Annotated in this window: 18 protein-coding genes and 2 pseudogenes; 4 read left to right on the top strand and 16 right to left on the bottom strand. The window is 49.1% G+C overall.

Features of this window, described 5'->3' with window-relative positions; translation table 11 throughout:
- Window positions 1-6 precede the first annotated feature (6 nt).
- From MHI45_RS11130 to MHI45_RS11150, 5 genes are all read right to left on the bottom strand, one after another.
- A complete protein-coding gene (locus MHI45_RS11130) occupies window positions 7-2,109 on the bottom strand; it encodes a SpoIID/LytB domain-containing protein (RefSeq protein ID WP_076109169.1) in 2,103 nt (700 codons plus the stop codon).
- 44 nt (window positions 2,110-2,153) lie between these two features.
- Window positions 2,154-3,161, bottom strand: coding sequence for a Holliday junction branch migration DNA helicase RuvB (gene ruvB, locus MHI45_RS11135; protein WP_076109170.1), 1,008 nt, complete (start codon window positions 3,159-3,161; stop codon window positions 2,154-2,156).
- Between the two features lie 54 nt (window positions 3,162-3,215).
- Window positions 3,216-3,833 (bottom strand): Holliday junction branch migration protein RuvA, encoded by a 618-nt coding sequence (gene ruvA, locus MHI45_RS11140; RefSeq protein WP_076109171.1) that lies wholly within the window; start codon window positions 3,831-3,833, stop codon window positions 3,216-3,218.
- Window positions 3,830-4,333: a crossover junction endodeoxyribonuclease RuvC gene (ruvC, locus tag MHI45_RS11145; protein ID WP_038595613.1), complete on the bottom strand. Its 504-nt coding sequence runs from the start codon at window positions 4,331-4,333 to the stop codon at window positions 3,830-3,832. Before ruvC ends, ruvA begins: the two co-directional genes overlap by 4 nt.
- Before the next feature lie 200 nt (window positions 4,334-4,533).
- The gene (locus MHI45_RS11150) at window positions 4,534-5,304 is read right to left on the bottom strand and encodes a BofC C-terminal domain-containing protein (RefSeq protein ID WP_076109172.1); all 771 of its coding nucleotides are present in this window, start codon (window positions 5,302-5,304) and stop codon (window positions 4,534-4,536) included.
- A 204-nt stretch (window positions 5,305-5,508) separates the two neighbouring features.
- On the opposite strand from MHI45_RS11150, the gene fabV reads away from it, so the two are divergent.
- A complete protein-coding gene (gene fabV / locus MHI45_RS11155) occupies window positions 5,509-6,699 on the top strand; it encodes an enoyl-ACP reductase FabV (protein WP_076109173.1) in 1,191 nt (396 codons plus the stop codon).
- Window positions 6,700-6,961: 262 nt separating this feature from the next.
- Entirely contained in the window at window positions 6,962-7,402 is a 441-nt protein-coding gene (locus tag MHI45_RS11160) for a hypothetical protein (protein WP_076109174.1), read from the top strand.
- 141 nt (window positions 7,403-7,543) lie between these two features.
- Here the strand turns inward: MHI45_RS11160 and MHI45_RS11165 are convergent, their stop codons facing one another.
- From MHI45_RS11165 to MHI45_RS11185, 5 genes and pseudogenes are all read right to left on the bottom strand, one after another.
- A complete protein-coding gene (locus MHI45_RS11165) occupies window positions 7,544-9,427 on the bottom strand; it encodes an ABC transporter permease (protein ID WP_076109175.1) in 1,884 nt (627 codons plus the stop codon).
- Entirely contained in the window at window positions 9,399-10,166 is a 768-nt protein-coding gene (locus MHI45_RS11170) for an ABC transporter ATP-binding protein (protein ID WP_038595620.1), read from the bottom strand. Before MHI45_RS11170 ends, MHI45_RS11165 begins: the two co-directional genes overlap by 29 nt.
- A gap of 108 nt (window positions 10,167-10,274) precedes the next feature.
- Window positions 10,275-11,270 (bottom strand): sensor histidine kinase, encoded by a 996-nt coding sequence (locus MHI45_RS11175; RefSeq protein WP_076109176.1) that lies wholly within the window; start codon window positions 11,268-11,270, stop codon window positions 10,275-10,277.
- On the bottom strand, window positions 11,267-11,971 hold the full coding sequence (locus tag MHI45_RS11180) for a response regulator transcription factor (protein WP_076109177.1): 705 nt from the start codon (window positions 11,969-11,971) through the stop codon (window positions 11,267-11,269). The genes MHI45_RS11175 and MHI45_RS11180 overlap by 4 nt, the downstream gene beginning before the upstream one ends.
- Window positions 11,972-12,018: 47 nt before the next feature.
- A pseudogene (locus MHI45_RS11185) lies at window positions 12,019-12,561 on the bottom strand (response regulator transcription factor); the annotation flags it as partial.
- A 383-nt stretch (window positions 12,562-12,944) separates the two neighbouring features.
- Here MHI45_RS11185 and MHI45_RS35155 point away from each other — a divergent pair.
- Window positions 12,945-13,127: pseudogene (locus MHI45_RS35155) on the top strand (YxeA family protein); the annotation flags it as partial.
- A 313-nt stretch (window positions 13,128-13,440) separates the two neighbouring features.
- Window positions 13,441-17,127, top strand: coding sequence for a CBM35 domain-containing protein (locus tag MHI45_RS11190; protein ID WP_341119058.1), 3,687 nt, complete (start codon window positions 13,441-13,443; stop codon window positions 17,125-17,127).
- A 152-nt stretch (window positions 17,128-17,279) separates the two neighbouring features.
- On the opposite strand, the gene MHI45_RS11195 is transcribed toward MHI45_RS11190, so the two are convergent.
- Genes MHI45_RS11195 through MHI45_RS11220 form a run of 6 tightly spaced genes read right to left on the bottom strand, consistent with a single transcriptional unit; the run spans window position 17,280 to window position 24,040 of the window.
- Window positions 17,280-18,404 carry a DUF4432 family protein gene (locus MHI45_RS11195; RefSeq protein ID WP_218642509.1) on the bottom strand — a complete coding sequence of 375 codons (1,125 nt, stop codon included), beginning with the start codon at window positions 18,402-18,404 and terminating at the stop codon, window positions 17,280-17,282.
- On the bottom strand, window positions 18,397-18,609 hold the full coding sequence (locus MHI45_RS11200; protein ID WP_341119059.1) for a hypothetical protein: 213 nt from the start codon (window positions 18,607-18,609) through the stop codon (window positions 18,397-18,399). The genes MHI45_RS11195 and MHI45_RS11200 overlap by 8 nt, the downstream gene beginning before the upstream one ends.
- Window positions 18,590-20,851, bottom strand: a complete 2,262-nt coding sequence (locus MHI45_RS11205) for a glycoside hydrolase family 65 protein (protein ID WP_341119060.1) — start codon at window positions 20,849-20,851, stop codon at window positions 18,590-18,592. The genes MHI45_RS11200 and MHI45_RS11205 overlap by 20 nt, the downstream gene beginning before the upstream one ends.
- A 52-nt stretch (window positions 20,852-20,903) precedes the next feature.
- Window positions 20,904-21,728: a carbohydrate ABC transporter permease gene (locus MHI45_RS11210; protein WP_341119154.1), complete on the bottom strand. Its 825-nt coding sequence runs from the start codon at window positions 21,726-21,728 to the stop codon at window positions 20,904-20,906.
- 20 nt (window positions 21,729-21,748) lie between these two features.
- The gene (locus MHI45_RS11215) at window positions 21,749-22,624 is read right to left on the bottom strand and encodes a carbohydrate ABC transporter permease (RefSeq protein WP_038595646.1); all 876 of its coding nucleotides are present in this window, start codon (window positions 22,622-22,624) and stop codon (window positions 21,749-21,751) included.
- A 54-nt stretch (window positions 22,625-22,678) separates the two neighbouring features.
- A complete protein-coding gene (locus tag MHI45_RS11220; RefSeq protein ID WP_341119061.1) occupies window positions 22,679-24,040 on the bottom strand; it encodes an ABC transporter substrate-binding protein in 1,362 nt (453 codons plus the stop codon).
- Between the last annotated feature and the right edge of the window lie 70 nt (window positions 24,041-24,110).

The raw sequence follows: 24,110 nt of genomic DNA on the forward strand, positions 1-24,110 counted from the left end.
CAGTCTTCATTCCTTAACTATAGTAACGTTATTAAAATAGTGTTGCAATATTTGCTTGTAATCATACCCGTTATCGGCCATACCCTTCACGCCCCACTGCGACATGCCGAGCCCATGGCCATTGCCCCAGCCGATAAAGTAAAATCCCGGGTTAGTTGTAACCACTCTTGCCGAAGAATCAGCTCCCATTACAACCGTTCCGCTGCTCTGGACAGTAACCTTGCCGGATGCAGAAAGCACACCTGCAGACTGTGTTCCGCCAATGGTTGCGGTAGAGCCGTCAGCGCCTAATACAGTATAACTGCCGGAAGGTACAATATCAAACAAAGTACTGGGCAGTCCATTAAAGGCGGAGCGGAAAAGATCCGGGTACTTAACCTGCAGAATATTACCGTTGGCTTTGACCTGAGTGACTCTTCCTGAAGGCCCGCGCTGGGTAACCTGCAGGCTGGTAATGGATGACGGCAGTGTACTGCTTGTCTTGCCGGCTAAGCTTTTGAGCAGCTCCGCCGAGGTGTACGGTCCTTTAATCCAGCTATAGCTCCCGGATTCATAGACTTGATCCAATACGACAGCATTTTCACCGGGATTCAGTTTGCCTACCGGACTTGCACTGCTGTCGATAACAGGCAGCGGCCGAATGTTCACATTACTGGTCGAAGCTGTCGCAAGGGGAAGTCCTGCCGCCGTCTTACTGCCGGTCAGTTTCATATTATCTTCACGGGCATAGCCGGAGGCACCGCTGGACAGCAGCACATAATACCACTTCTTAAATGAGGCAGAGGCCGAAGCATCCTCAGCGCTGAGCACACTGACAAAAGCAGCTCCGCCATTGCCCCAGACCTCTGACGGATCCGCTGTGCGGCCGCCGCTGTTGGAGGAGAAGACAGTTTCGACAATCTTCCCGCCGCTCTTCAGCACTTCACCGGCTGTGGCATCCACCGCCTTGATAATTGTAGGTGCTTCGGCCCCGATACCGTTATATACCTGGCTTAGTGTCGTATCGACCACATCGGCCACATCAAAACGTTTGCCCTGAAACAGCGCATAGCTGCGCGCGGCGACTGCCTGGGCTTTAAGCGCTTCTTCATTCCAGCTCGAGGAGACTTCTCCGCCGACTACCGCATACAGGTATTGCTCCAGCGGTACTTCATTAATGACAGCCAATGAGCCGTTTAAACCACTTAGCTCCAAGCTGCCGCGATACGTACGTTTGGATCTCTCCTCCAGTTGAATCCCCGATTCATTGCCTGCAGCCATAAACTTGGCATTGGCTCCGGACACACTGTAATGAAACGCTTGTCCCTCCTTACTGAGGTCCAATCCTGCGTCACTGCGGATCATTAACCCGGGTGCTGAAGCAGGAGACAAGACAAGCTGGGGAAGTGCAGCCGCAACTTCGGCCTGCAGGGCGGAAAGCTCACTTTCGCCAGTAGCTTCGCCGACCCATACCTGCGTCTTGGCACTGCCGTCCGCTCCAGCCACCATTACCTTCCAGGCATCGAAATTGGCTGCCGTCAGTGCCTGGAGAGCAGCATCTGCTTCCTCAGTGGAAGCGAACTCTCCGGCAGACAAGTGTTTATTGCCCTTCACGGCTGACGTTTGGCCCGCCGGGATGGACAGTCCCGCTTTCCCTACGCGGGTAAGGCCTTCTTTGGCAGCATTTTCACTGGCGTACGGACCTGTGTACAGCTGGTATGCATTAACCCCATTCCGCGAGGTTACCAGCAACTGCGGCTTATCGGATGTAGACTGCAGCTTCTTGGCGGCATCGGCAGCTGCCTGCCAGGTGGCAGCTTCCATAACCTTAACCTTGTAGCTATCCAGACTTACGCGTATTTTGCTGTTGGCCGGAACCAGCAGCAATGAGGCTGCCCCACTCTGGCCGGAGAGAAAATTGAATTCCTTAGCAGACTGCAGCGTCACGTATGGTACGGTTAATTTATATTTGCTGCCGATATCAGCATATATCGCAACCCGGATGTTTGCACTGGATTCAGCATGGATATCACCTGCAGGAACCAGGAAGCTGCCTGCAATCAGTGTTGCCGCCAGCAATCCCCGGCCCAGCAGTCCCATTCCTGTCAGTTTGCGCCTCGCATGATTCATCGTGAAGCCTCCTAAAAGTTTGTTGTGGGTCTAGCATTTCAACTTTAATGCTGCTCCGGAGGAAGCGGAAGACCCAGGTGATGATAAGCCGCCGGGGTTACCATTCGTCCCCGGGGAGTGCGCTGCAGGAAACCGATCTGCAGCAGATAAGGTTCATACACATCTTCAATAGTCTGGCTCTCTTCGCCTATTGTGGCGGCAATCGTATCCAGCCCTACAGGACCGCCGCGAAAGGCGGTGATCATCGAGTGCAGCATCTTATGGTCTATGCTGTCCAGCCCGCGCGGATCGACCTGCAGCATCTTCAGCGATTCACCCGCAATATCGGGGGTGATGATTCCGTCACCGCGCACCTGGGCGAAATCGCGGACCCGCTTCAGCAAGCGGTTGGCAATCCGCGGTGTTCCCCGGGCACGCAGGGCAATCTCTTCAGCGGCATCGCCCAGGATCTCAATGCCAAGCAGCTCGGCATTGCGGGAGACGATGAAGCTCAGCTCATCAATCGTATAGTATTCCAAACGGCTGACCACCCCGAAGCGGTCACGCAGCGGCGCCGACAGCAGCCCGGCCCGCGTGGTGGCTCCGATCAGTGTAAAGGGCGGCAGATCCAGCCGCACCGAACGGGCGCTAGGCCCTTTGCCGATCATGATATCGAGCGCGAAATCCTCCATCGCCGGATACATGACTTCTTCCACAGTCCGGTGCAGCCGGTGAATTTCGTCAATAAACAGCACGTCGCCTTCCTGCAGGTTGGTCAACAACGCCGCCAGATCCCCGGGCCGCTCAATAGCCGGCCCGGACGTCGTCCGCAGATTCACACCAAGCTCGTTGGCGATAATGTTCGCGAGCGTGGTTTTGCCAAGACCCGGAGGCCCGTACAACAACACATGATCCAGTGCCTCACTGCGCATTTTGGCTGCTTCAATATATATTTTCAGGTTCTCTTTCACCTGTGTCTGTCCGATATATTCTCCCAGATAACGGGGACGCAGACTTAATTCCACCGCCTGCTCGTCCATCATCAGATTCGCCGATATAATCCGGTCATCCATCTATTTCCTCACTCCGTTCTTCAAGGCTGTCCCTTTAGGCAGCTGCGTTATGGCTTATTTGGCGATATATAGCAGCCCCAGCGCCTTCTTCATCAGTACATCGACAGTCCCTGTATCTGTGCCTTCTTTCTTCATCGTCAGCCATACCCGGTCCAGCTCTGCTTCGGTATAACCGAGCGCTTTCAGACCGTCTCTGGCTTCCTGCCACGGCAGGGCGGCATTCTGCTCTTCCATCGGCACCGCAAATAACCCCGTCTGCATGGAGGCGGCGCTCAAACCGTCCAGCTTATCCCGCAGATCCAGAATCATCCGCTGTGCCGTCTTCTTGCCAATACCCGGCAGCTTGGTCAGGAAGGTGATATTCTCCTGATAAATCGCCGAGATCAGTTGGTCCGGCGTGCCGCCGGTCAGAATCCCCAGCGCCACGCGCGGTCCAATACCGGACACCTCAATCAGCTTGCGGAACAGCTTCTGTTCTTCCCTTGTCGGGAATCCGAACAACAGTGTGGCATCCTCCCGTGTCTGATAATGGATGTAGATGGTCACGGGTCCTTCCGACTTGACGAACGCATAAGGATTCGGGCAGAACACCCGGTATCCTACCCCCTGGACATCCAGCACCACATACTCCGACTCCAAATGTACTACCGGTCCTCTTAAGTAATCTATCATTTTCGCAATACCTCATTTAGTTTGGAATTAAGACTCACCGAATGGGCGTGGCAAACAGCCACCGCCAGCGCATCGGCCACATCGTCGGGCTTAGGAACAGCGGACAGCTTCAGCAGCAGCTTCACCATTTCCTGTACCTGTTTCTTCTCAGCCTTGCCATAACCGACCACAGCCTGCTTTACCATCATCGGTGTATATTCGGCTACGGGAAGCCCGCGCTGCACGGCAGCCAGAATCAGCACACCCCGTGCCTGCGCCACCGGAAGCGCAGTTGTCACATTGCGGGCGAAGAACAGCTTTTCCACTGCCACTGCGTCCGGCTTATATTTATCTATCAGCTGCACCATGCCCTCATAGACATGCAGCAGCCGTTCTTCCTCAGGCGTATGCGCCTCTGTCTGAATACTGCCATATTGAACCGGCGTCAATTTATTTCCTTCCTTATCTACGAAGCCAAAGCCGACAATCGCCAGCCCCGGGTCTATTCCTAAGATGCGCAAGCCCAATCTCTCCTTCTAACAGGCAGGATATTCCACCGTATTCATCCATTGCCCGCTCTTAAAGCGAACATATGTATTCCTTCTACCCATTATAGCAAAAATCCCTCTAGCAGAGAAACAAATTTGCCTCATTTGTAACCCTCATGCCAAAAAGCCCCCGATCATAAGATCAGGGGCCTTCCAGTACTATTCTCTGCTGCTTATTCCGACTGCATTGCCTGCTCCGCCGTATCACGTGCATAATCGCTGAATGTCGACAGCACGCTGTTGTACTCCTCAATGTCCTGCACCCGTATTCCTTCATGCAGCTGTTTCATGATCCCTTCCGGGAGCGAAGACTTCATGGAGCCCATGTCCATCTGAAAAAAGGTCTTCAGCACTTTTTCCGCTGCCGGCGGACCTTTGAACAGACTTAAATTCCCGTGTGCGTCTACACCGATATAAGCATCCTTTTTGGTCAGCGGCGAAAGATCATTGACTTGATGCTCCAGCCACAAATCGCCTTCCTGGCTAATCCAGCCGTTCCAGCCCGGATGTTTCTCTATCAGTACTTTAAGCTGCCCCGGATTCCGCTCTCCTGAAAGGGTCTGTACTTCTACGCCCGTAACATAGACCGTCTTCAAATGTACCGTTCTGCTGACAGCGTCTTGGCTAACCGCTTCCAGCAGTTGTTTGCTCTCTACAGCGGCACTGCCGTCTTCCTCGCTGTTTCCGATATTATTAGAAACGGCTGCCGCCGCTGCCACGCTGTCATCCTGCCCTCCGGTCTGCTCCGGGCTGTATGTTTCGCTTAACGACTCCACCGGTATCGCCCAGTCTGAATTGCTTAACAATCCGCTGATCTCCTCCGGAACCTGCATGCCGCGCCAGGCCACTACCGTCAAAGCGATACAAGCCGCTCCCACCCAGGGAGCCTTTTTCCAACGTCTCCACCGCCGCCACAGTTGTTCTTTCAAACGAAAAGCATTCATGTTAATCCCTTCATTCTGCTTTTTCCCTATTGTGACCTGTGGAAGAAGCAATTATGCGCTTAAGAGGAAAAATTGATCTTCAACGCTTCCCGCTGTCCTGCAGCAAAATAATTTAATTTCAAAACTTATCTTTCTAAGCTATCATTTGCTATACTCTATATTAGCGAAAATTAAGTTAAAAACTAAACAAAGGGGATTTCCTTGATGATTATTCAGCCCAAAACCCGCGGCTTTATTTGCACCACTGCCCATCCTGAGGGATGCGCCAAGCAAGTGGAGCAGCAAATTGACTATGTAAAAGCACAGAAGAAACTGAATGGTCCGGCTAATGTTCTCGTGATCGGCGCTTCTACCGGATACGGTCTGGCTTCGCGGATTACCGCCGCTTTTGGTGCAGGCGCGAATACAATTGGCGTATTTTTTGACAAGCCTGCTGAGGGTGCCCGCACCGCCTCTGCCGGCTGGTATAACTCCGCAGCACTTGAGCAGCAGGCGGCGAAGCTTGGCCTCAAATCACACAGCATCGTCGGCGATGCTTTCTCTGATGCCATTAAAGCAAAAACGATCGAGCTCATTAAAGCCGAATACGGCACAGTGGATCTCGTGATCTACAGTGTAGCTTCCCCCCGCCGCACTCATCCGGTAACGGGAGAAACTTTCTCTTCTGTGATCAAACCTGTCGGTAGCGCGTATACGAACAAAACGATGAACTTCCACTCCGGTGAAGTCTCTACCGTCACCATTGAGCCAGCGACAGACGATGAGGTCCGCCAGACCATTGCCGTAATGGGCGGTGAAGACTGGGGCATGTGGATCGACCAGCTTCAGGCAGCAGGCGTTCTTGCAGATGGAGCTACTACCGTTGCCTATTCGTATATCGGGCCGGAAGTTACCCACCCGATCTATAAGGACGGAACGATCGGCCAAGCCAAAAATGATCTCGAAAAAACAGCAATCGCTTTAAATGACCAGCTTAAGCCACAAGGCGGTCGTGCCTTTGTCTCCGTCAACAAAGCTCTGGTTACCCAGTCAAGCTCAGCTATTCCTGTGGTACCGCTCTATATTTCAGCACTATACAGAGTGATGAAGGAAAAAGAGCTGCATGAGAACTGCATCCAGCAGATGTACCGTTTGTTCGCCGAGCATTTGTACAACGGCGGCGAGGCTGCTGCTGACGGCAGCCACCTGATCCGGATTGACAATTGGGAAATGCGTGAGGATATTCAAACTGAAGTGATGCGCCGCTGGACCGAGCTGGAAACGGATAATGTCCCTGAACTTGCCGACCTTGCCGGATATCAGGAAGACTTTTTCAATCTGTTCGGCTTCCGCACAGACGGTGTCGATTACGAAGCTGACAGTGAGCCTGCAGTGGATATTCCCAACTTGGTGTAAGTGTAATCAGCGTTTATAAATAGCAAAGAAGCCGTTCCCTCACAGGAGCGGCTTCTTTGCGTACTTTATCGGCATAAACATTATCCGGCCCGTGCAAACAGCTGCCATAACCGTCTGAAGAGCTGGATTGACCGCTTAGAGAGGGTTGCAACATAATATCGGGTGCCTTTCCCGGTATGTTTGCTGCCCGGATAGCAAGGAGTACAAAAACACAACGTCGAATAATATGAATAGGTTAGTCTGTATAGAAGGGGGATTCCGCGTGCCAAGAAGGTTGTCTGATGAAGAAGCCCGTGAACTAGGCATCGAGACGTTCCATCAATTGATGGACAATGGTGAAAAACGGTTCCGGTTGATAAGCTCCGACGGAACATCTTACATAAGAACGGAAGCATCTAATGAGGGCGGCTGGCAGAATAGTCACTTTCATAAGGGACTTACTGAATTTTACGTGGTTCAAAGCGGATGGCTGGTGTATGCCGAGTTGTCTGTTGAAGGTAAGCTTTCTTTGAGAAGTATGAAACGAGGGGATTCCATTAGGGTACACCCGCTCATCCATCACAATTTATACATGTCTCCGTATACGGTAACCCATGTAGTTAAATATGGAAGTGATGATGTTATTCAGACCGACTGGTTTCCTTCTTTGGAGTTAGACAAACTAACCAGACACATATCTGAATCGGAACTGCTGAAAATTTAGGGACAACAGCGATTGGAACAACGGCCCGTTCGCGGAGCGTTTACAACATGTGCTCACGTCTATCCTGCTCAAAAAACTAGGGTGTTCCAATTAGCCATTTCATGGCTTTTGGGACATCCCGTGCATTTACAGGCATAAGACTTATCCGGCCAGTGCCGATTTAATCTGTCTGGTGTAGAACAGACGGACAACACAAAAGTAAACGAGCTGAATGATAAAGAACAGGCTGAGCACAAGAACGGATTCTTTAAACATTGAATAATTGAACATGTGGGATAGGGTGGTAAGTGCCACCGCTCCATGCACCAGTGCGACAACGATAGGAGCGAAGAACAGCAGACTGATTTGGCGGTTCAATATCTTGCCCAGCTCTCTTTCGCTCAGTCCCAGCTTGGAAATGGCCTTGAACTTTTGTTTATCTTCATCCAGATCACTGTATAGCCGGAAATAAAGAAAGCTGCCAGCAGAGACAAAAAACACAATTCCGATAAAGAAGCCGATGAACATCAGTGGCCCAAAGCTTTCATTAATACGGTTTGTCTGAAATTCAAGTGCATAAAATTCGTAATTTCCGTCATACGGAAGCTTGTTGGTCAGCTTTCCGCCCGCAGCCACTGCTCCCTGCTGTTTAATCGGTCCATGCCAGGCATAATAGTGACTTTCTTGGCCTGGCGGGGCGAGTTTGGCAAACAGCTCATCAGGGACAATGTAATAGCCGCTAATGCCCCGTATCGCAGGAGATACAACCGCCTGAGTTGCTTCGATAACTATCCCCGACTGCAGCTTTACAGGCTGGTGGAGCATCTTTTCGCCTTTCCGCGACAGCCCAAAATCAACGATGGCCGCCTTCCCGTCAGAAAGCTTAATAGGTTTGATTCCAAGCAGCTCTGCAAGATGGTTATACTCGGCTTGCTTTACTAGGGTAAGCGTTTGATTGCCTTCAGCAGTATTATAATAATTAAGCTCAAGTAAAGTCTTTTCAGCGGTAACCTTGGATTCGCTTAAGCTCTGATCAATCAGTTTTACATGGGCTTGTTCCTTACTGTCGCCATCAGCGGCGAGATATGTGAACAGATAAGGATTTTCCTTCGTCAGCGCCCCATTAAGCATGGATTGGAATCCGTACAATGCGCCTATGGCACTAAATGAAACTGTAGAGATGATGGCGACCAGAAAAAAGGAGCGTGCATTGTCTTTCATCCGGTAGGAGAGATCGGAGAACAGCAGCATATTGGTCTTAAACCAGAAAAAACGCTCCTTTCGCTTCAGCTTCCGGATCAGATATACACTGAGCTGTGTGAACAGCAGATACGTACCAATAGTCACCATAATTACTACAGGCGGAAGCAAGAACACAACATCTAAGCCGCTGGCCCGTAAAGAAAGGAAATAGCTGGTCCCTAGCAATGCCACCACAAGCAGTGACAGCAACAGTGAAGCCTTCGGCTCCCGCTTGGGCTGACGATCCGCCTTGATGAGCGTGATTAGCTTGCCGCTCCGCAGCACCACTGAAATAAACAGGGAGATCAGGATGAACAGCAGCATGAATGAAGCCAGCGTGAGGAAGATCGCCTTGAACGGAAAATAGAATTGCAGCTGCTCATTGAGCGCAAGCGCCTGCTCTCCGGCAAGCAAAATCCCCTTCGCAAACACAATTCCCAGACCGATACCACTAATAGTTGCCCCGAACCCGATAATCATATTCTCCAGAAAAATCATCGTCCGCAGCTGGCGGGTGGTCATACCCTGCATCATCATTAATCCGAATTCCCTTTTCCGCGATTGCAGAAATGCGCTCATCGAGTAAAGCACGAAAAAAAAGGAAAACACATAGATAATCCATTTCGACACCGAAAGGGCAACCACCGCACTCGACTGCATACGATCTTCGCTGAGCATCGGATGAAACGCAAAGATGGAAAAGGTGAAAAACACCATTACGGTAAACATACTGCTCAAGAAATAGGCGGTGTAGAGCCGTTTATTCCGGCTGACGTTACGGAATGCGAATTGACGGAACGTCATTTCCATATCCCCCCAGCAGCGAAAGTGTATCAATGATTTTCTGGAAAAAGCTTTGACGGTTGTCCCCACGGTGGATCTCCGTATAAAATCTGCCATCTTTAATGAACACTACCCGATGGCAATAGCTCGCGGCCACAGCGTCATGGGTAACAAGCATCATGGTCGTTTTCTGTTCCCGGTTGATGGTTTCCAGCATATCCATGACATCCTTTGCCGCTTTGGAATCCAGATTACCGGTGGGTTCATCCGCCAGCAGCAGCTTGGGTGAATGAATCATAGCTCTGGCGATAGCCGTCCGCTGGGCCTGCCCCCCGGAGATTTCATAGGTGCGTTTTTTCATGATGGCGGTAATCCCCAGCTTATCGGCAATCGCTTGTGCCTTTTGCTTCATTTCGCTGATCTGGGTTCCATCCAGTGTCAGCGGCAGCACAATATTCTCCTCCACGGTCAGGGTATTCAGCAGATTGAAGTCCTGAAAAACAAAGCCTAGCTGCCGGCGGCGAAATACCGCCAAATCGTTTTTGCTCAGCTTTCCTATATCTTTGTTGTCGATGATAATTTCCCCTGTGGTTGGGCCGTCGACTGTGGCAATCATATTAAGAAGTGTTGTTTTCCCGCTTCCGGAAGGACCCATAATCCCGACGAATTCTCCAGCGTCGATAGTTAAATCAATGTCGGTCAAAGCCCGGTAGGCCACATTTCCTTCATATATTTTACTAACCTGTCTTACCTCCAGCATAATGCTTCTATCTCCTCTCCTGCGTTAAATCCTTCTATAAACCACTATACCGGAGACACAGAACATCAACTATCGATTTAGGTTTCACTTTTATTACACGGATGTAAGCTAATGATTGGCTGCAAATACAATGCGCACCACTGTCCCTACGCCAACCTCCGACTCCAGCTCAAGCCGGTGCCCGAGACGGTCGGCAGACTCCTTCGTCAAATACAGTCCCATACCCGTAGATTCACGCAGCCCCCGCCCGTTGTCGCCAGTAAAAAAAGGGTCAAAGACCCGTTTGAGATCAGACGCCTGGATCCCTATCCCCTGATCTCTGACCTCAATGATGGGTTCAGCGTTCCGTAAGTAGCAGGAAACGACAACCCTTTTATCCTCTGTATCTTTGGCCGCTGAATATTTGATGGCATTGTTAATGATTTGGGACAGCATAAAGAACAGCCATTTCTCATCGCTCTGGGCAGTAATCCCGGGATCCGCAGCCAGAACCTCGGGAAATATCCGGTTGCGGATGAACAGGCGTTTGTGGTCATGCACAACCTCGTTCACGAGCTGCGGCAGAACGACCGGTTTGATGTGGAAATCCTTTTCAAAGGCACGGAGCCTGGCCATGTACAGCACCGTATGCAGGCCGCTTCGCATCCGCTCCAGCTCCTCACGGATGCTGGCAAACTCAGGTTCATCCATATTCTGAACCGTGAGCTCAATGACTGACAGCGGCGTTTTCATTTGATGAACCCATTGATCAATAAAGGTTAAGTGCTGCTCCTGCTGCTTTTTCACCGCTATGAGCTGCTGCATAGAATGGCGGTACTGAGCATGCAGCAATTCTTCAAGCGCTTTGGATACAGGTGTGTTATCAATCTTTTGATAAGATTCGTCCAGCGTTTCCAATGGCCGGCTCAAGCGAAGATAGTAGCGGCGCCGGGTGAGATAATGCCGAACCAGATAACAGCCAAGGAAGAAAAAACCTATGAAGGCCGCATAAAGAGCAGTCGAAAGATGGTTATAGCCGTCGAGCCAGTAGATGGATAGTATTGCAGCGAATTGAACAATTTGAACGGCAATCAATAAAGTATGCTCCCGGATAAACAGCTTCATTGGCTGTCCTCTGTCCAGGTGATGTTCAACTTATAGCCTGATCCCCTGACCGTAAGCACAGCTTCCTCGATGCCAAGCTCCTGGAACTTCTTCCGGACCCGTGTAATATTTACGTTGAGCGTATTTTCATCGACAAAAGCTTGCGGATCCCACAGCTTCTCCAGCAAAGCCTCCCTGCTGGCCACCCTTGGGTAGCGCTCCATGAGGCTCTCTATTATATCCGATTCTTTTTTAGTCAAGGTCACCATGGATTGTCCCAGCTGCAGCTCAAGCCTTTCGGGATAGAGAGTAAGCCCCTCCAGCTCTATCACCGGCTCCTCGCGTCTCGCCGCATACTCCCCGTAGGCACGGCGGAGATGGCTGTGAATCTTGGCCAGAACAACCCCCGAATGAAATGGCTTGGTGATATAGTCATCCCCGCCATTCTCAAGTGCCATAATCTGATCCATTTCACCTTCACGGGCCGAAATAAACAGTACCGGGCAGGTGGAAATCCGGCGGATTTGCCGGCACCAGTAATAACCGTCGTAACTCGGGAGATTCACGTCAAGCAGCACCAGCTCCGGCTTAACCTGCTGGAATTCCTCAAACACCTGTTGAAAGTCCTTCACCCGCACCACATCATAACCGTACTTTAAAATAGAAGACAGCAGAAGATCCGCAATTTTGGGATCATCCTCCACAATCATAATTTTGAACATATTCATGGCACTCCTTATGGGGTTCATCAATGTTAATATTAAACAGCTCAAAGCGCCGGCTCCGGCAGCGGGTGCTTGGATGGTTCCTCTTCTATTTTTTCACGGATTCTCCGCACATGTACCATTAATGTATTTTCATAGCCGAAGCTGTCATCTCCCCATACCGCCTGACATAGGGCGTCGCTTGTTACGATTCTTCCTTGGTTCTCATGCAGGTTAATTAATATTGCGTGTTCTTTGGCTGTCAGAGGAAGCTCGGTGCCCTCTCTACGCACAACAGCGCTTTCCAAATCTATTGTCTGTCTGCCCAGGCGGAAGACAGGGAGCCTCTCGGGAGCATTGAAGGCATATGCCCGCTTTAAAATGGCCATCAGCCGTAAAATCAATTCTCTCGGCAGAAAAGGCTTGACGATATAATCATCCGCGCCCAGCCCAAGGCCAAGCAACCGGTCTTCATCCTCTCCACGCGCGGAGAGAAACAGCACCGGCATGTCCGAAAATGTTCTGATTGCGGAAAGAAGAGAAAATCCATCTCCGTCAGGCAGCATAACATCCAGAATGGCCGCATCCGGCTTTTCCATCCTGCAGATCCTCTTTTTTATTTTTTATGATATCCAATTCGCATCACCCTGTTTAGTATACCTGATCTAGCCGGAAACTCGATATTTTCAATTCTTATTTAAGGTAACTGTAAGGTTATCTTCAGCCGGAAGCAAGAAGACCGCTCTATATTAATTACTGAAGAACAATTATAGAAGTCTCTGTGCAGTCTTCCTTGGTCTGGTCATGTATGTAGCGAAAATCGGTATGTTGGACCATCGGTATGAGTGTGCTGAGCCAACGGGAATTGACACCTCCAGAGAACCTATCCTTTTTCTTCATGAATGTTATGTTTATTGCGCTGTTTGCGGCGTGGTCAATTCATCCGCTGAAGCATAAAGATATGGCTTTATCCTGATACAGCAGATACAATTATGAACTTACCGGATACACAGCTCAAGGGAATACCAAGAAATTAAGCTTCACTGCCAGCAAACAGCTTCAGAAGAATGCAAGTTTGAAGCTGTTTGCAACCTTTCTGCGCGGTGTAACACATTGGGAAGAAATATCGCCAGAAGAGCTTCCTGAGCAAGTAAAGCAGCTTATTGTAAAATAATAATCGGGCATAAAGTAAAAATAGCATAAGAAAGCTAAAAAAAAAGCAAGGAAATCGAGTTTCTATTCACGACTCTTCTCCTGCAAATATAATCCCTCAAAATATCGCAAAACATGATGCCGAAAAACAGTTCCGCTTTTATTTTATAATGAATGCGTAGTGCTACAGAAAAAAATATGCAAGCGGTTACAATTGGTGATCTGTATCTTTAAGGGGGGTGTATAGTGAACATACCGTTTTAAAATCTGGCACAGTGATCGCATGAAAGCTATCCTTCGTTCTTATTAAAAATTAATTAGAGAAGGAGATTACTATGAAGAAAAAAAGTTTTATTATGTTATCCTTTGCGATAATACTTTCATTATTGCTGTCAGGCATCTCTAATGCAGATGTAACTTCTAATTATGTAAACCCGCTTATGGGCGGTGCTGATCCTACAATTGCCAGGGCTGCAGACGGTTATTACTATTCAGCTTTTTCTGGCGATAATAATATCACATTAAAAAGACATGAAACCATTCTCGGCGTATCCACTGCAAAAAGCAAAATCGTTTGGAAGAAACCGGGTAATTCCGGGTTTGTGTGGGGCCCATATATATATAGACTGGAAGGAAAATGGTATATTTATTTCTCTTCAGGTCCAGAGGAAAGCTTTGGATATGGACATCCAAGTTCCTACGTCCTGGAGAACTCCTCTCCCGATCCTTTTGAAGGAACCTGGGAGCTCAAGGGAGAATCCGCTAATGCAGACAGCGATGGTCAGATTACCACCAAGAAGGGACTTCTGAATACGCAAGGCTATGGTTTGGCATGCGGCGTTGTATCCATTAAAGGGGAAAGCTACTTCACCTATACAAAATACTACTATTTCCCTGACCCTAATGATCCTGCAAAAACCAAATTTGACGAGAGTCCAACGATTGTCAAAATGAAGAACCCGTGGACATTGGAAGGCGAAGAAGCTACAGTGGCAATGCCGCAATATGACTGGGAAAAACATCACGACAGTATAAATGAGGGCGCTGCAGTAGTTGAACGAAACGGCAAGATCTATTTCGCCTATTCCGCAAGCAGCTTTATGAATGATAACTATTCTGTCGGGGTATCCGTAGCTGATGCAACATCTGATGTTATGAAAGCCGAATCCTGGAAGAAACATCCTGAACCTGTCATGAAACGATCGGATGAAAACAGTTCTTATGGACCGGGATCGCCTTTGTTCCTTAAGTCCGAAGACGGTACAGAGGATTGGATCATGTACCATGGCATACCGACCCATGGACAAGGCGGCGGAAACAGAGGAATAAGAGCTCAACGTATAAATTGGAATGATAATGATTTCATAAATCCCGGAATCCCTTCAAATCCCGGCACCATTCTGGGCAGACCCTCAGGAGAGGAAAAAAGTGAAATTTATGAAGCTGAGGATGCAAGGTTGTCAGGAGTTTCAAAAGTAGTTGGAAAAAGTGCTTATGCTTCGAGCAGCGTATATGAAAAATTCAATAACAGCAGCGACAATGACTATGTAGAGTTTACTGTAAACACGAACGCTACAGGAACCTACTCACTGGATTTCAGATACAATAATAATACGGCGGATACTGTTAACATGAAATTGGGCGTCAACCAAGAGGCTTCCCGAACAATTTCATTTACATCCAATGCAGGCTTTGATGCCAACTTCGATATTAAATCAGCTTATAACATTAAGCTTAACGCCGGAAGCAACAAGATCCGTCTTTTCGGCAAGAGCACGTTGGCTCTGGATGCCATGATTATAAAAAGAAGCACATTGTACGAAGCAGAAAGTGCCGAATTGTCCGGAAATGCAAAGGTAGATAAAAACCATCCGGGATATAGCGGAACCGGTTTTGCCGGCGGGTTATGGATTTCAAATTCTGCGGTCACCTTTAAGGTAAATGCCGCTAATGCAGGCAACTATTCAGTTAAGCTGGGCTACAGCTTAGGGTTTAATGATGACAGAACCATGAGTATGTATGTAAATGGCCAAAAAATCAAACAGGTAGATTTCTTTAGTTTAAAAAGCTGGGACAACTGGGCTGATCGTTATGACAATGTTTTCCTCAATGAAGGGGAAAATACCATCATGTATAAATATGACCAGGGCGACACCGGTAATGTAAATCTTGATTATATAACCGTTACCGAAGCAACTACCTGGCATTATGGAGCAGAAAATGCAAAAACTACGGGATCAACAGATGCTAAAGTAGTTTACGCAAAAGATGGCAATATGGGAATCGGTTATGTAACCGGGCTATCAAAAGCTAACTCATCGGTGGAGTTTTCTATTAATGTTGAGAATGCAGCGTCCTATGATGTAAAGCTGAGATATGCAAAAGAAACTGCAGGTAAAACCTTAGGTCTGTATTTGAACGGCACATATGTTAAAAATATAACCCTCCCGGCTACTGGAGGACTTACTGTCTGGAGAGAACAGCTTGAGACTTTAAGCCTGAAAGAGGGAAAAAACACCATCACTTATAAATCTGAAACGGATAATTCAGGCATTATAAATATGGACAGTATCCATCTTAACAAACGTACTCCCTGGAGATATCAGGCAGAGGAAGCAACCAGAGAAGGGAGCTTAAAGATTGCTAAGGATCATTTATGGTATGAAGGCAACGGATTTGTAGCCGGCTTTGAGCAAGAAGGAGATTCAATCAAATATGAAGTAAACGTACCAAATACAGCTTCATATACATCAACCTTGAGATATTCTGGCGCGCAGAAGTCAAATATAACAATGACCATGTATGTTAACGAAGAGAGAGTAAAACAAGTTTCATTACCTCCGACAGCGAACTGGGATACCTGGACGGATGCAACAGAATCAGTAAACCTGAAAGCCGGAAAAAATGTAATTAAATTCATACGTAAAGCAGGTGATACCGGAAAATTTAATATCGACAGTCTCACAATTGATAAATTCAGCGGCGGATATATGAGTTCGAGTGCTAAGAAAATAATTCCTGAAAAGATGGTTAAAATCCAACCCAAGCACAGCGGAAAGGCATTGGATGTTGACAAAGTTTCAAGTGATCCGAAAGCTGTGATTAACCAATGGGCAAATGGTGATGGCAATAATCAATTGTGGAGATTCTTGGATCTCGGCACAGGATATTACCAAATACAGTCTGTTCAAAGCGGTCATGTAATCGACATTCTTCCGGGTTCAGCCATACAGCAAATCTGTCAAAATATAAAAGCTTCCGGAGACTCAATACCTGATACTCAACAGTGGAAATTGGAAAAAGACGGTGACTACTATAAAATAATGAACAAAAGCAATAGAAAAGTAATCACTGTAGAAGGAGCATCCAATAATGACGGTGCAATTGTAAGGTTAGCTGATGACCAGGCTAAAGATAATCAACGCATGAGAATTGAAATTCGTAACCTCAGCTACAGTGAATTCAGCGCAGTGACCGAGGTTAGCAAGGTTCCGGCAGATGATGCGGAAATCAATCCCGAAAGTGTAAACTACGATCTCCATGCACCCGGTGATGCAAGCACTATTATCACATGGAATAAAGCAAGCTCTGTAACAGAGATAGTATACAACGGAAATCCAGTAATACCGGATGGCTACGTCGTCACAGGAAACACCTTGACCATCAAGAACGGATATCTGGCTGCGCTTGGACTTAAAAAGAGTAATAAGGCGGAATTTACAATCTCCTTTGATACAGGGAATCCGGTCAAGTTCACCGTCAACATTGTTGACAGCTCTACACCGGTCAGTCACAGCATCACAGTCGAAACCGAGGGTCGCGGCACAGCAAGCGCCAATGTAGCTTCTGCGGCAAAGGATACAGAAGTTACGCTAACAGCCACACCTGAGGCGGGCTATATCTTCAAGGGATGGAAGGTTATCCGTCCAATAGGGTTAAACATTGCCGGAAATACCTTTACCATGCCCGATGAGGCGGTGACTGTTAAGGCCATATTTGAGGAAAGCCCCGGGGCAAATTAAAGAAAACACCTTGCATGGGTTAAGCAACCAGTCACCGGAAGTCCACCGGTGACTGGTTATTTTTCCGCTTAAATCCGAACGTGAAAACACCTCCAAGGTTATCTCCTATCCTACGATAGGTTCCATCCTCTTGAAGGTGTTTTTGTTTTGTCTCACTTCGCAGCACTTCGGATCAAGTGCGTAAGGGCTGTAATTTCCTGCGGATCACGTGTCGCCCCCAAGATGATCCAGCCGGTACACTGTCCACGGGGTCCGATATAGACAATTTCGCCGTCTATCGTTTTTTGCTTTATAGAATTGGGTCTGGTCTTACAGGGCTCCAGAGCATACATGCAGTCCACGATCACCCGTTTGGCTACCAGTGAACGGGGATAACATTGCAGGGAACGAATCACATAGGCTGCGGCATCTTTTCCTGCATTCACCAGCATCTCGGCCGTCAGCTCCTGGCCATCGCCTGCAGCAGCGCAGTAATCGCGGACCTGCGGCAGATCGGACAGCCCCTCCACTGGCTCAGGAACGTATTGATAACAGCGGATCGGGTCCAGCCTGGTTTCGGAATCGTAGACGGCAAACGGCTCTTCCTCTGGAGGGGCAGAGTCACGGAGCAGCAGTTTTTTTGACGAAACCGGCAGAACATAACTTCCGCCGCCCGACATAAAAGTCCCCGCCAGCTGGATATGGTAACCATCATCTACAGGTTGGGGTGTATCCGTTAAATTCCGCACCGTATCCTCCCGGAACAGCGCAGCTGCCCCGTAATTCGTTACTATCCGGATTGTTTTTTCATAAACAGGCAACGTTCCATACCCTCTCACTGGAACGTTGCCCTCCAAGCAAATCTGCCGCTCATCCCAGACCAGTCGTATCGATTCCAGTAACGCCGGGGAATAAGACCCCGTCCCATGGACGGTTCTTATCTCATCGGGTGTGCCGAAGATTTCAGGACCGATGGTAGCCACAGCCGCATAGAAGCCCGAATCCCAGCCTGAATGCTCATTGTCAGACAGGTCCACGTGTTCCGGATGCAGCAGATATCGCTCATCACGCTTCCAGCTGATCTTCTCAGAGTCCAGCCAGACTTCCCCAATGTCCATACCCCGTTCCAGAATCACGGTAAAAACAAGCCTGCCGTTGGATACGGTCAACAGATGCAGCTGTGAGCCCAAGCGATCTGTAAAAAGCGTCAGAGTGACAAAACCGCCACCTGGCAGCGCATACGGAATATCCGGCCGCATTTGCGTCAGTGTCAATAAGGTAGTTCGCTTATTATTCATTCAGGCCGTCTCCCGCCCCGGTGTGATTAACTACGCCGATATGGCTCATCAGAAAAACGGGCTCAAGCTGCTCATTCTCTCTTTCGCTGAAAGCGAACCCTAACTCCCCGGCAAGACACTTCCAGGCTTTGTAGTGAAATTTTGCGGTATCGACAATGACCCCGTCCAAATTAAAGATGGCTGCCTCAAATAGTTTTGCTCGCAATAGCTTCCTCCCTCCCGTCCAGCTTGTGCACTTCATAAGCACCTGGATTAACCGTTACCCGGTAGCGCTCCCCTCGCCAAACGATCTGGAGGCTCAGCTCCTCCCAGCCCTCAGGCAGCCGGGGTTGCAGGTGAAGGGTCTCGCTCCACATCGCACTCGTCAAACCGGCAAATCCGTAAACGATGAGCTGCCACAGGCCCCCGCAATTGGCGATGTGAATCCCCTCAGCAGCACCCTTTTTCTCCAAGGAGAGATCGATAGCCATCACCCGCTGCAGAAAACCTCCCGCTTCTTCCTTTTGATTCAGCCAGGATGCCACAATGCCGTGAACCGCCGCTGACAAGGAGGAATCATGGGTCGTGATCGGCTCATAATACGTATAGGACGCTTTCATCTGCTCCTGGGAGAATTCCTGTGGAAACAGCAGCATTAATTCCAGAACATCCGCCTGCTTTAACGCCTTGGAGCGATAATTGCGCTCTTGGGAAATGAAATGGCCGAATGGCCTGGACCGGTCTGTCCAGAGACTTTCAAATTCCACATCTGCATAGTGGGCGAAATCGTCGGATTGCGGAACAATTTCCATCCTGCTGTTGTAAGGCAGCCTCAGCTTCTCCGCCGTGTGCCGGAAGAGCTCCCGTTCATCCGGATGAATGCCCAGTCGCTCTACCGCAGACGCATAACTATCCGGCTTATTACTTTGCAGGCTGTCCAGACAAGCAACGGTCTGCTCCAGACTGAATTTGACCATGCGATTGGTAAAGGCATTGTTACGGGTGAATGGCAAATATTCATCCGGCCCCATAACGCCGAGCAGCTCGCCATACCCCTCCCGGTTCCAATCCACCCGATCCGACCAATAGCGGGCCGTCTCAACCAGAATATCAATTCCGTAGCGCTCCAGAAATTCATCATCTCCTGTAGCATTCACGTAGTGGTACAGGGCATAAACTACATCCGCCGTTATATGAATTTCATGATCAGCGTACTGCCAGTTGGCACATTGCTCTTCGCCGCTTAACGAGGACTCCCAGGCATATCGCGCTCCCCGGTATCCATAATTCCGCGCGTTGCGCCTGGCCCCCTCGAGCGTATTGTAGCGGAAAAGAAGCAGATTGCGGGCGGCCTGCGGGTTGGTATGCAGGAAGAAGGGCAGCAGGTTGATCTCCGTATCCCAGAAATACCTGCCGAAATAGGCCTCCCCGGCATAGCCCTTGGCACAGATTGCCACCCGCGCATCCTGTTCCGCATTGGAGCGGATCAGATGATAGAGAGAAGCGCGGACGCTTACTTGTGCCGTATCATCACCCTTGATGCGGATATCAGCATGCTGCCATTTGCTTTTCCACTTGGCAGCATGCCGGTTATAAAGCTGCTCCCAGCCCAAATCGCGGGCGTGCCCAAGATGAGTAAGCGCCCTGTCGCGGACCGTTCCCTCCTCCATGTCCCGATCCGTCGTCACCGAAGTCAGCTTGCTGACAGTCAACCGGTCCCCGGTCTGCAGCCTGCAATCACCACGTAGCGCAGCCAGCGTCTGGGTGTTTTCAGTATGCCAGGTCATCGCTTCAGAGACTTCCAGCGCAGACAGCATGAAGATTTGATTGCCCTCCTCCGTTAAGGTATCGAGTGACAGGCTCCCCTTTGATTCCGCCCAGGGAACAATCTGGGCAAAATGATTCATTCCATTGGTGCGCACATCCGCCCGGAGGGTGGCCTTCACCTCCAGCCTTCCTTCACCTGACAACACCTCAATCTGTACCCGCTGGATACAAAGATGGGTATCCACTATGCTGATGTACCGGTTAAATGTATAGTGAAGCTGCATACCCTCTGCCGTTTCCCATACAAATGAACGATGAAGGCTTCCATCACGCAAATCCAGCCAGCGCCTGTAGCCGCTGATCCGGCACCGATCCATATCCAGACTCTCACCGTCAGACAGAAATTCAAGCCCCAAATAATAAGGGAGATTGACAATTTCCTCCTTCAGCAGCGGATGCCGGCCGACAATGCCCGGGATATAGGTTCCCTGCTTAGATTTGGGATGCCGCGGCTTCTCAAGCGTTACGTTATCGGGAAAGCGCAGATAGTCCTCATCCTGGGGCGCATCACTGCACCCCTCCTCAAAGCTTCCGCGGACATGCATGTAGCCATTTCCTTGGGTAAAGAGTCCTTCATAATGCTTGTGCAGTTCGGCGTGATACCCGTTTTCTTTCAGGCACCACAGGTTTTCCTCGTTCATCTGCAACCCCTCAGTTTCTCTGGTGTTTTCTCTTTTGTCATCATCCGGTTCATCATCCCTTGACCGCTCCTGCGGCAAGTCCGGATACAACTTGCTTCTGCAACACGATATAAACCAGGATACTTGGTATGATAACGACCATCGTAGCAGCAAACATGACTCCATAATCACTGGCAAATTGGCTTTTGAAATAATAGAGCGCAAGCGGCAGTGTACGGCTTTGATTGCCCGTCGTCAGAATTATAGCGAATTGAAATTCATTCCAGCAGAGCAGAAACTGCATCACACCCGCCGTGCCGAAGCCCGGCTTCGATATGGGCAAAATAATTTTGAAGAACGTCTTGATGAAGCTGGCACCGTCCAGATAAGCCGATTCCTCCATTTCCTTGGGAATAGTCAGGAAATAGCTTGATAGAATATAGAGCGAGACCGGCAAACCAAAGCCGGCATAAACGATAATAAGTCCAATCAGCTTGTCGTAAAGCCCCAACGTGTTAACCGTCAAATATAGCGGCTGCAGCATGGCAGCCCCCGGAATCAGCAGAGAAAGGGAGAATGCTCCCATCAGCAGCTTCTTGCAGCGGAACTGAAAGCGTGCCAAGACATAGGCTGCCATTCCGAGAAGAAGCAAATTTAATAATGTCCCGAAGATACCAACGATCACACTGTTGATGTAAAACCGGGAAATCGGCGCAATTTTGAAGGCCATGGAGTAATTGGAAAAGCGGAAGCTGCTTGGCCAGCCGAGCGAATTGGTCAAAATCTCGGCATTTGTCTTAAATGAAGCCATCAGCACCCACAGGAACGGACCAAGCGACAACAGTACAAGCAGGAGCACAAAACCATACTTGAGCACAACCAAAACTTTTTTCAACATTCTCACCCCAGTCGCTCCATTCAGTTATGGGAGCTGCCTATTCTGAACAGATTTCGGCAAAGCAGAACAAAAAGCAAGCCAAAGCCGATTAGGAAGACGCCCACCGAATTGGAATAACCAAAGTTATTGTCCATGAGTGCGGTCTTGTAAATATAAATGGGCAGATTCATTGTTTCATTGCCGGGTCCGCCACCTGTCGTCATCATAATAATATCCATCTTCTGCAGCATACTTGTTCCGGCTAAAATCACGCAGGTGCCAATAATATTACGCAGCATAGGAATGATGATATACAGATTGATTTTCAACTCGCTGGCCCCGTCGATACGCGCCGATTCAAACAGGCTTTCCGGAATTGCTGCAATCTCGGCCAGAATCAGAATGGTAACGACAGCCGCATAGGGCAACCAGGTCATTGTGACAGAGAAGAAGGCGGTTGCGTAATCCATGAACCAGTTCTGAGCGTAATCCGCATTACCAAACAAGCGGACAATGCTGTTCACTGCACCGAAATCAGGATTGAGCATGCATAAGAACAGCATACCAACGGCTGCGCCTGAGATGATGTTGGGAAACATGTAAACCGTTCGCGCAAACTTCCAATAGAATTCTTTCATACTGAGAATAATCGCGAATACTGTACCGATGGCGACGTGGATCGTGGACTGAAGCAAAACCCAGACAACCGTATTCAGAAAGCTCTTACGAAAATCAGAATCGTCAGTAAACAGTTGGATATAATTGACGAGACCGATAAAAACCGGTTTTCGTCCGGCCGACCATTCTGTAAAGGATGTACCGAACAGAATGACAAGCGATACGGCATAGACAATAATAAACAGTGCAACAGCCGGCAACAAGAAAAGTGTGATGTACCCTCTATTTTTCCTAACCATCCATATGGTCCTCCCCAATCGGACAATTCGTACTCTCAATCGTCAGCTTGCTGTTTATTTACTTTTGGCTGCAAGATCCGTCAGATCCTTGGTAATCTCCTCTGCCGTCGATCGGCCGAATACCAGCTTCGGATAAAGGTTCTTCCAGGCGTCGGTTATGTTGGGGTAGACTATGGAGTCAAACGATGCATAATGAACCTGCGTCTTTTGGGCTACAGCTATGGCTTCAACAAAAATCGGATATTTCTGCTTCAGCGCATCCGAAGGCTGAATCTCATTGGATACCGGCATCACATTGCCATATTCAAGCGCGATGCTCTGTCCCTCCAACCCCGTCTTGAAACGGATGAATTTCTCGGCGGCGTCACGGGTTTTCGGTGTTTTGGCTCCGATCATATAGCCAACCTCATATGTTGAGATCATGCTGTTGTTCGGAAATGCTGCGACACCCACCTTTTTGTCGAACCCTTCACTGGATTTGGCCGGGTCGCTAAAGTCACCGATCATCCAGGGACCATTGGCAATCATAGCCGCCTTGTTCTGGCAGAAGGTGTTCGCTGCATTGGCGTATCCGGCACCAAGCGCATCCTTGGTCGTATACTTCTCCAGTATCGTCTTCATCAAGTTGAGTGCTTGAATCATTTCTGGCGTATTAAAGTTGGAGGGGTGCAGTGTGTTCATGAACGAATTGCCATTATCCCCGTTTGTGCCGACGATGGCAGCGAGAATCAGGTTGGTTGTCCAGGCATTCTCCCCGGTCATCAACGCGAGCGGAACAAAGCCTGCTGCCTTGAGCTTTTCGTTGTTGCTCATAAATTCATCCCAAGTTTGCGCCGGCTTGATCCCTGCCTGCTCAAACATTTCCTTGTTGTAGAAATAACCGATGTTCTGCTTCTGATCGCTGATCGACCAGACCTTTCCATCCCGGGTATTGGCAGCAAGCGCCGCTTCGCCGACTGCTGCCTTCCATTCCGGGTCCTTATCCAAATAGTCATTGAAAGGGGTTGCAAGATTACCCTTGATCAAAATCTCATTAATTCCGTTCTTGCCCATGACGACATCCGGAACATCCCCGGAGGCTGCCAGAATCTTCAGTTTGTCCTCATACGCGGAATCACTTGGGATTTCTTCAACCACAACTTCCACTTCATCACCATACTTGGCATTAAACTGCTTGATCTGTTCCTCCTCCAGCTTGGCTGATGCATGAGTGCCCACCCGGAAGGTAAGATAAGAAATTTTCACCGGCGCCTTGGCAGTAGGAGCGGTGCTTGCCTGACCCGAGGCGGATGGTGCAGCAGTTGCGGGCGCCCCGCTGTTCTCTGATGAATTCTGTGATCCGCATGCCGAAATGGACATGGCCAGAATCAGAGTGCTTGTTAAGGTACAGCTCGCTTTGTAGAATGGCTTTCTCAAATCAAATCCCCCTTTTAATAATGATGGCTTGATGCAGGGTCGTAACGCTGCGGCCAATTGCGGTTTGTTA

The organism is Paenibacillus sp. FSL H3-0321 (assembly GCF_038002865.1).
In the GTDB taxonomy this organism is placed as follows: Bacteria; Bacillota; Bacilli; order Paenibacillales; family Paenibacillaceae; genus Paenibacillus_AQ.

Excerpts from the sequence above, each read along its gene's own strand:
- MHI45_RS11130 (WP_076109169.1), bottom strand. The coding sequence starts at position 2,109 with ATGAATCATGCGAGGCGCAAACTGACAGGAATGGGACTGCTGGGCCGG.
- ruvB (WP_076109170.1), bottom strand. The coding sequence starts at position 3,161 with ATGGATGACCGGATTATATCGGCGAATCTGATGATGGACGAGCAGGCG.
- ruvA (WP_076109171.1), bottom strand. The coding sequence starts at position 3,833 with ATGATAGATTACTTAAGAGGACCGGTAGTACATTTGGAGTCGGAGTAT.
- MHI45_RS11150 (WP_076109172.1), bottom strand. The coding sequence starts at position 5,304 with ATGAATGCTTTTCGTTTGAAAGAACAACTGTGGCGGCGGTGGAGACGT.
- fabV (WP_076109173.1), top strand. The coding sequence starts at position 5,509 with ATGATTATTCAGCCCAAAACCCGCGGCTTTATTTGCACCACTGCCCAT.
- MHI45_RS11165 (WP_076109175.1), bottom strand. The coding sequence starts at position 9,427 with ATGACGTTCCGTCAATTCGCATTCCGTAACGTCAGCCGGAATAAACGG.
- MHI45_RS11170 (WP_038595620.1), bottom strand. The coding sequence starts at position 10,166 with ATGCTGGAGGTAAGACAGGTTAGTAAAATATATGAAGGAAATGTGGCC.
- MHI45_RS11175 (WP_076109176.1), bottom strand. The coding sequence starts at position 11,270 with ATGAAGCTGTTTATCCGGGAGCATACTTTATTGATTGCCGTTCAAATT.
- MHI45_RS11180 (WP_076109177.1), bottom strand. The coding sequence starts at position 11,971 with ATGTTCAAAATTATGATTGTGGAGGATGATCCCAAAATTGCGGATCTT.
- MHI45_RS11190 (WP_341119058.1), top strand. The coding sequence starts at position 13,441 with ATGAAGAAAAAAAGTTTTATTATGTTATCCTTTGCGATAATACTTTCA.
- MHI45_RS11195 (WP_218642509.1), bottom strand. The coding sequence starts at position 18,404 with ATGAATAATAAGCGAACTACCTTATTGACACTGACGCAAATGCGGCCG.
- MHI45_RS11205 (WP_341119060.1), bottom strand. The coding sequence starts at position 20,851 with ATGAACGAGGAAAACCTGTGGTGCCTGAAAGAAAACGGGTATCACGCC.
- MHI45_RS11210 (WP_341119154.1), bottom strand. The coding sequence starts at position 21,728 with ATGTTGAAAAAAGTTTTGGTTGTGCTCAAGTATGGTTTTGTGCTCCTG.
- MHI45_RS11215 (WP_038595646.1), bottom strand. The coding sequence starts at position 22,624 with ATGGTTAGGAAAAATAGAGGGTACATCACACTTTTCTTGTTGCCGGCT.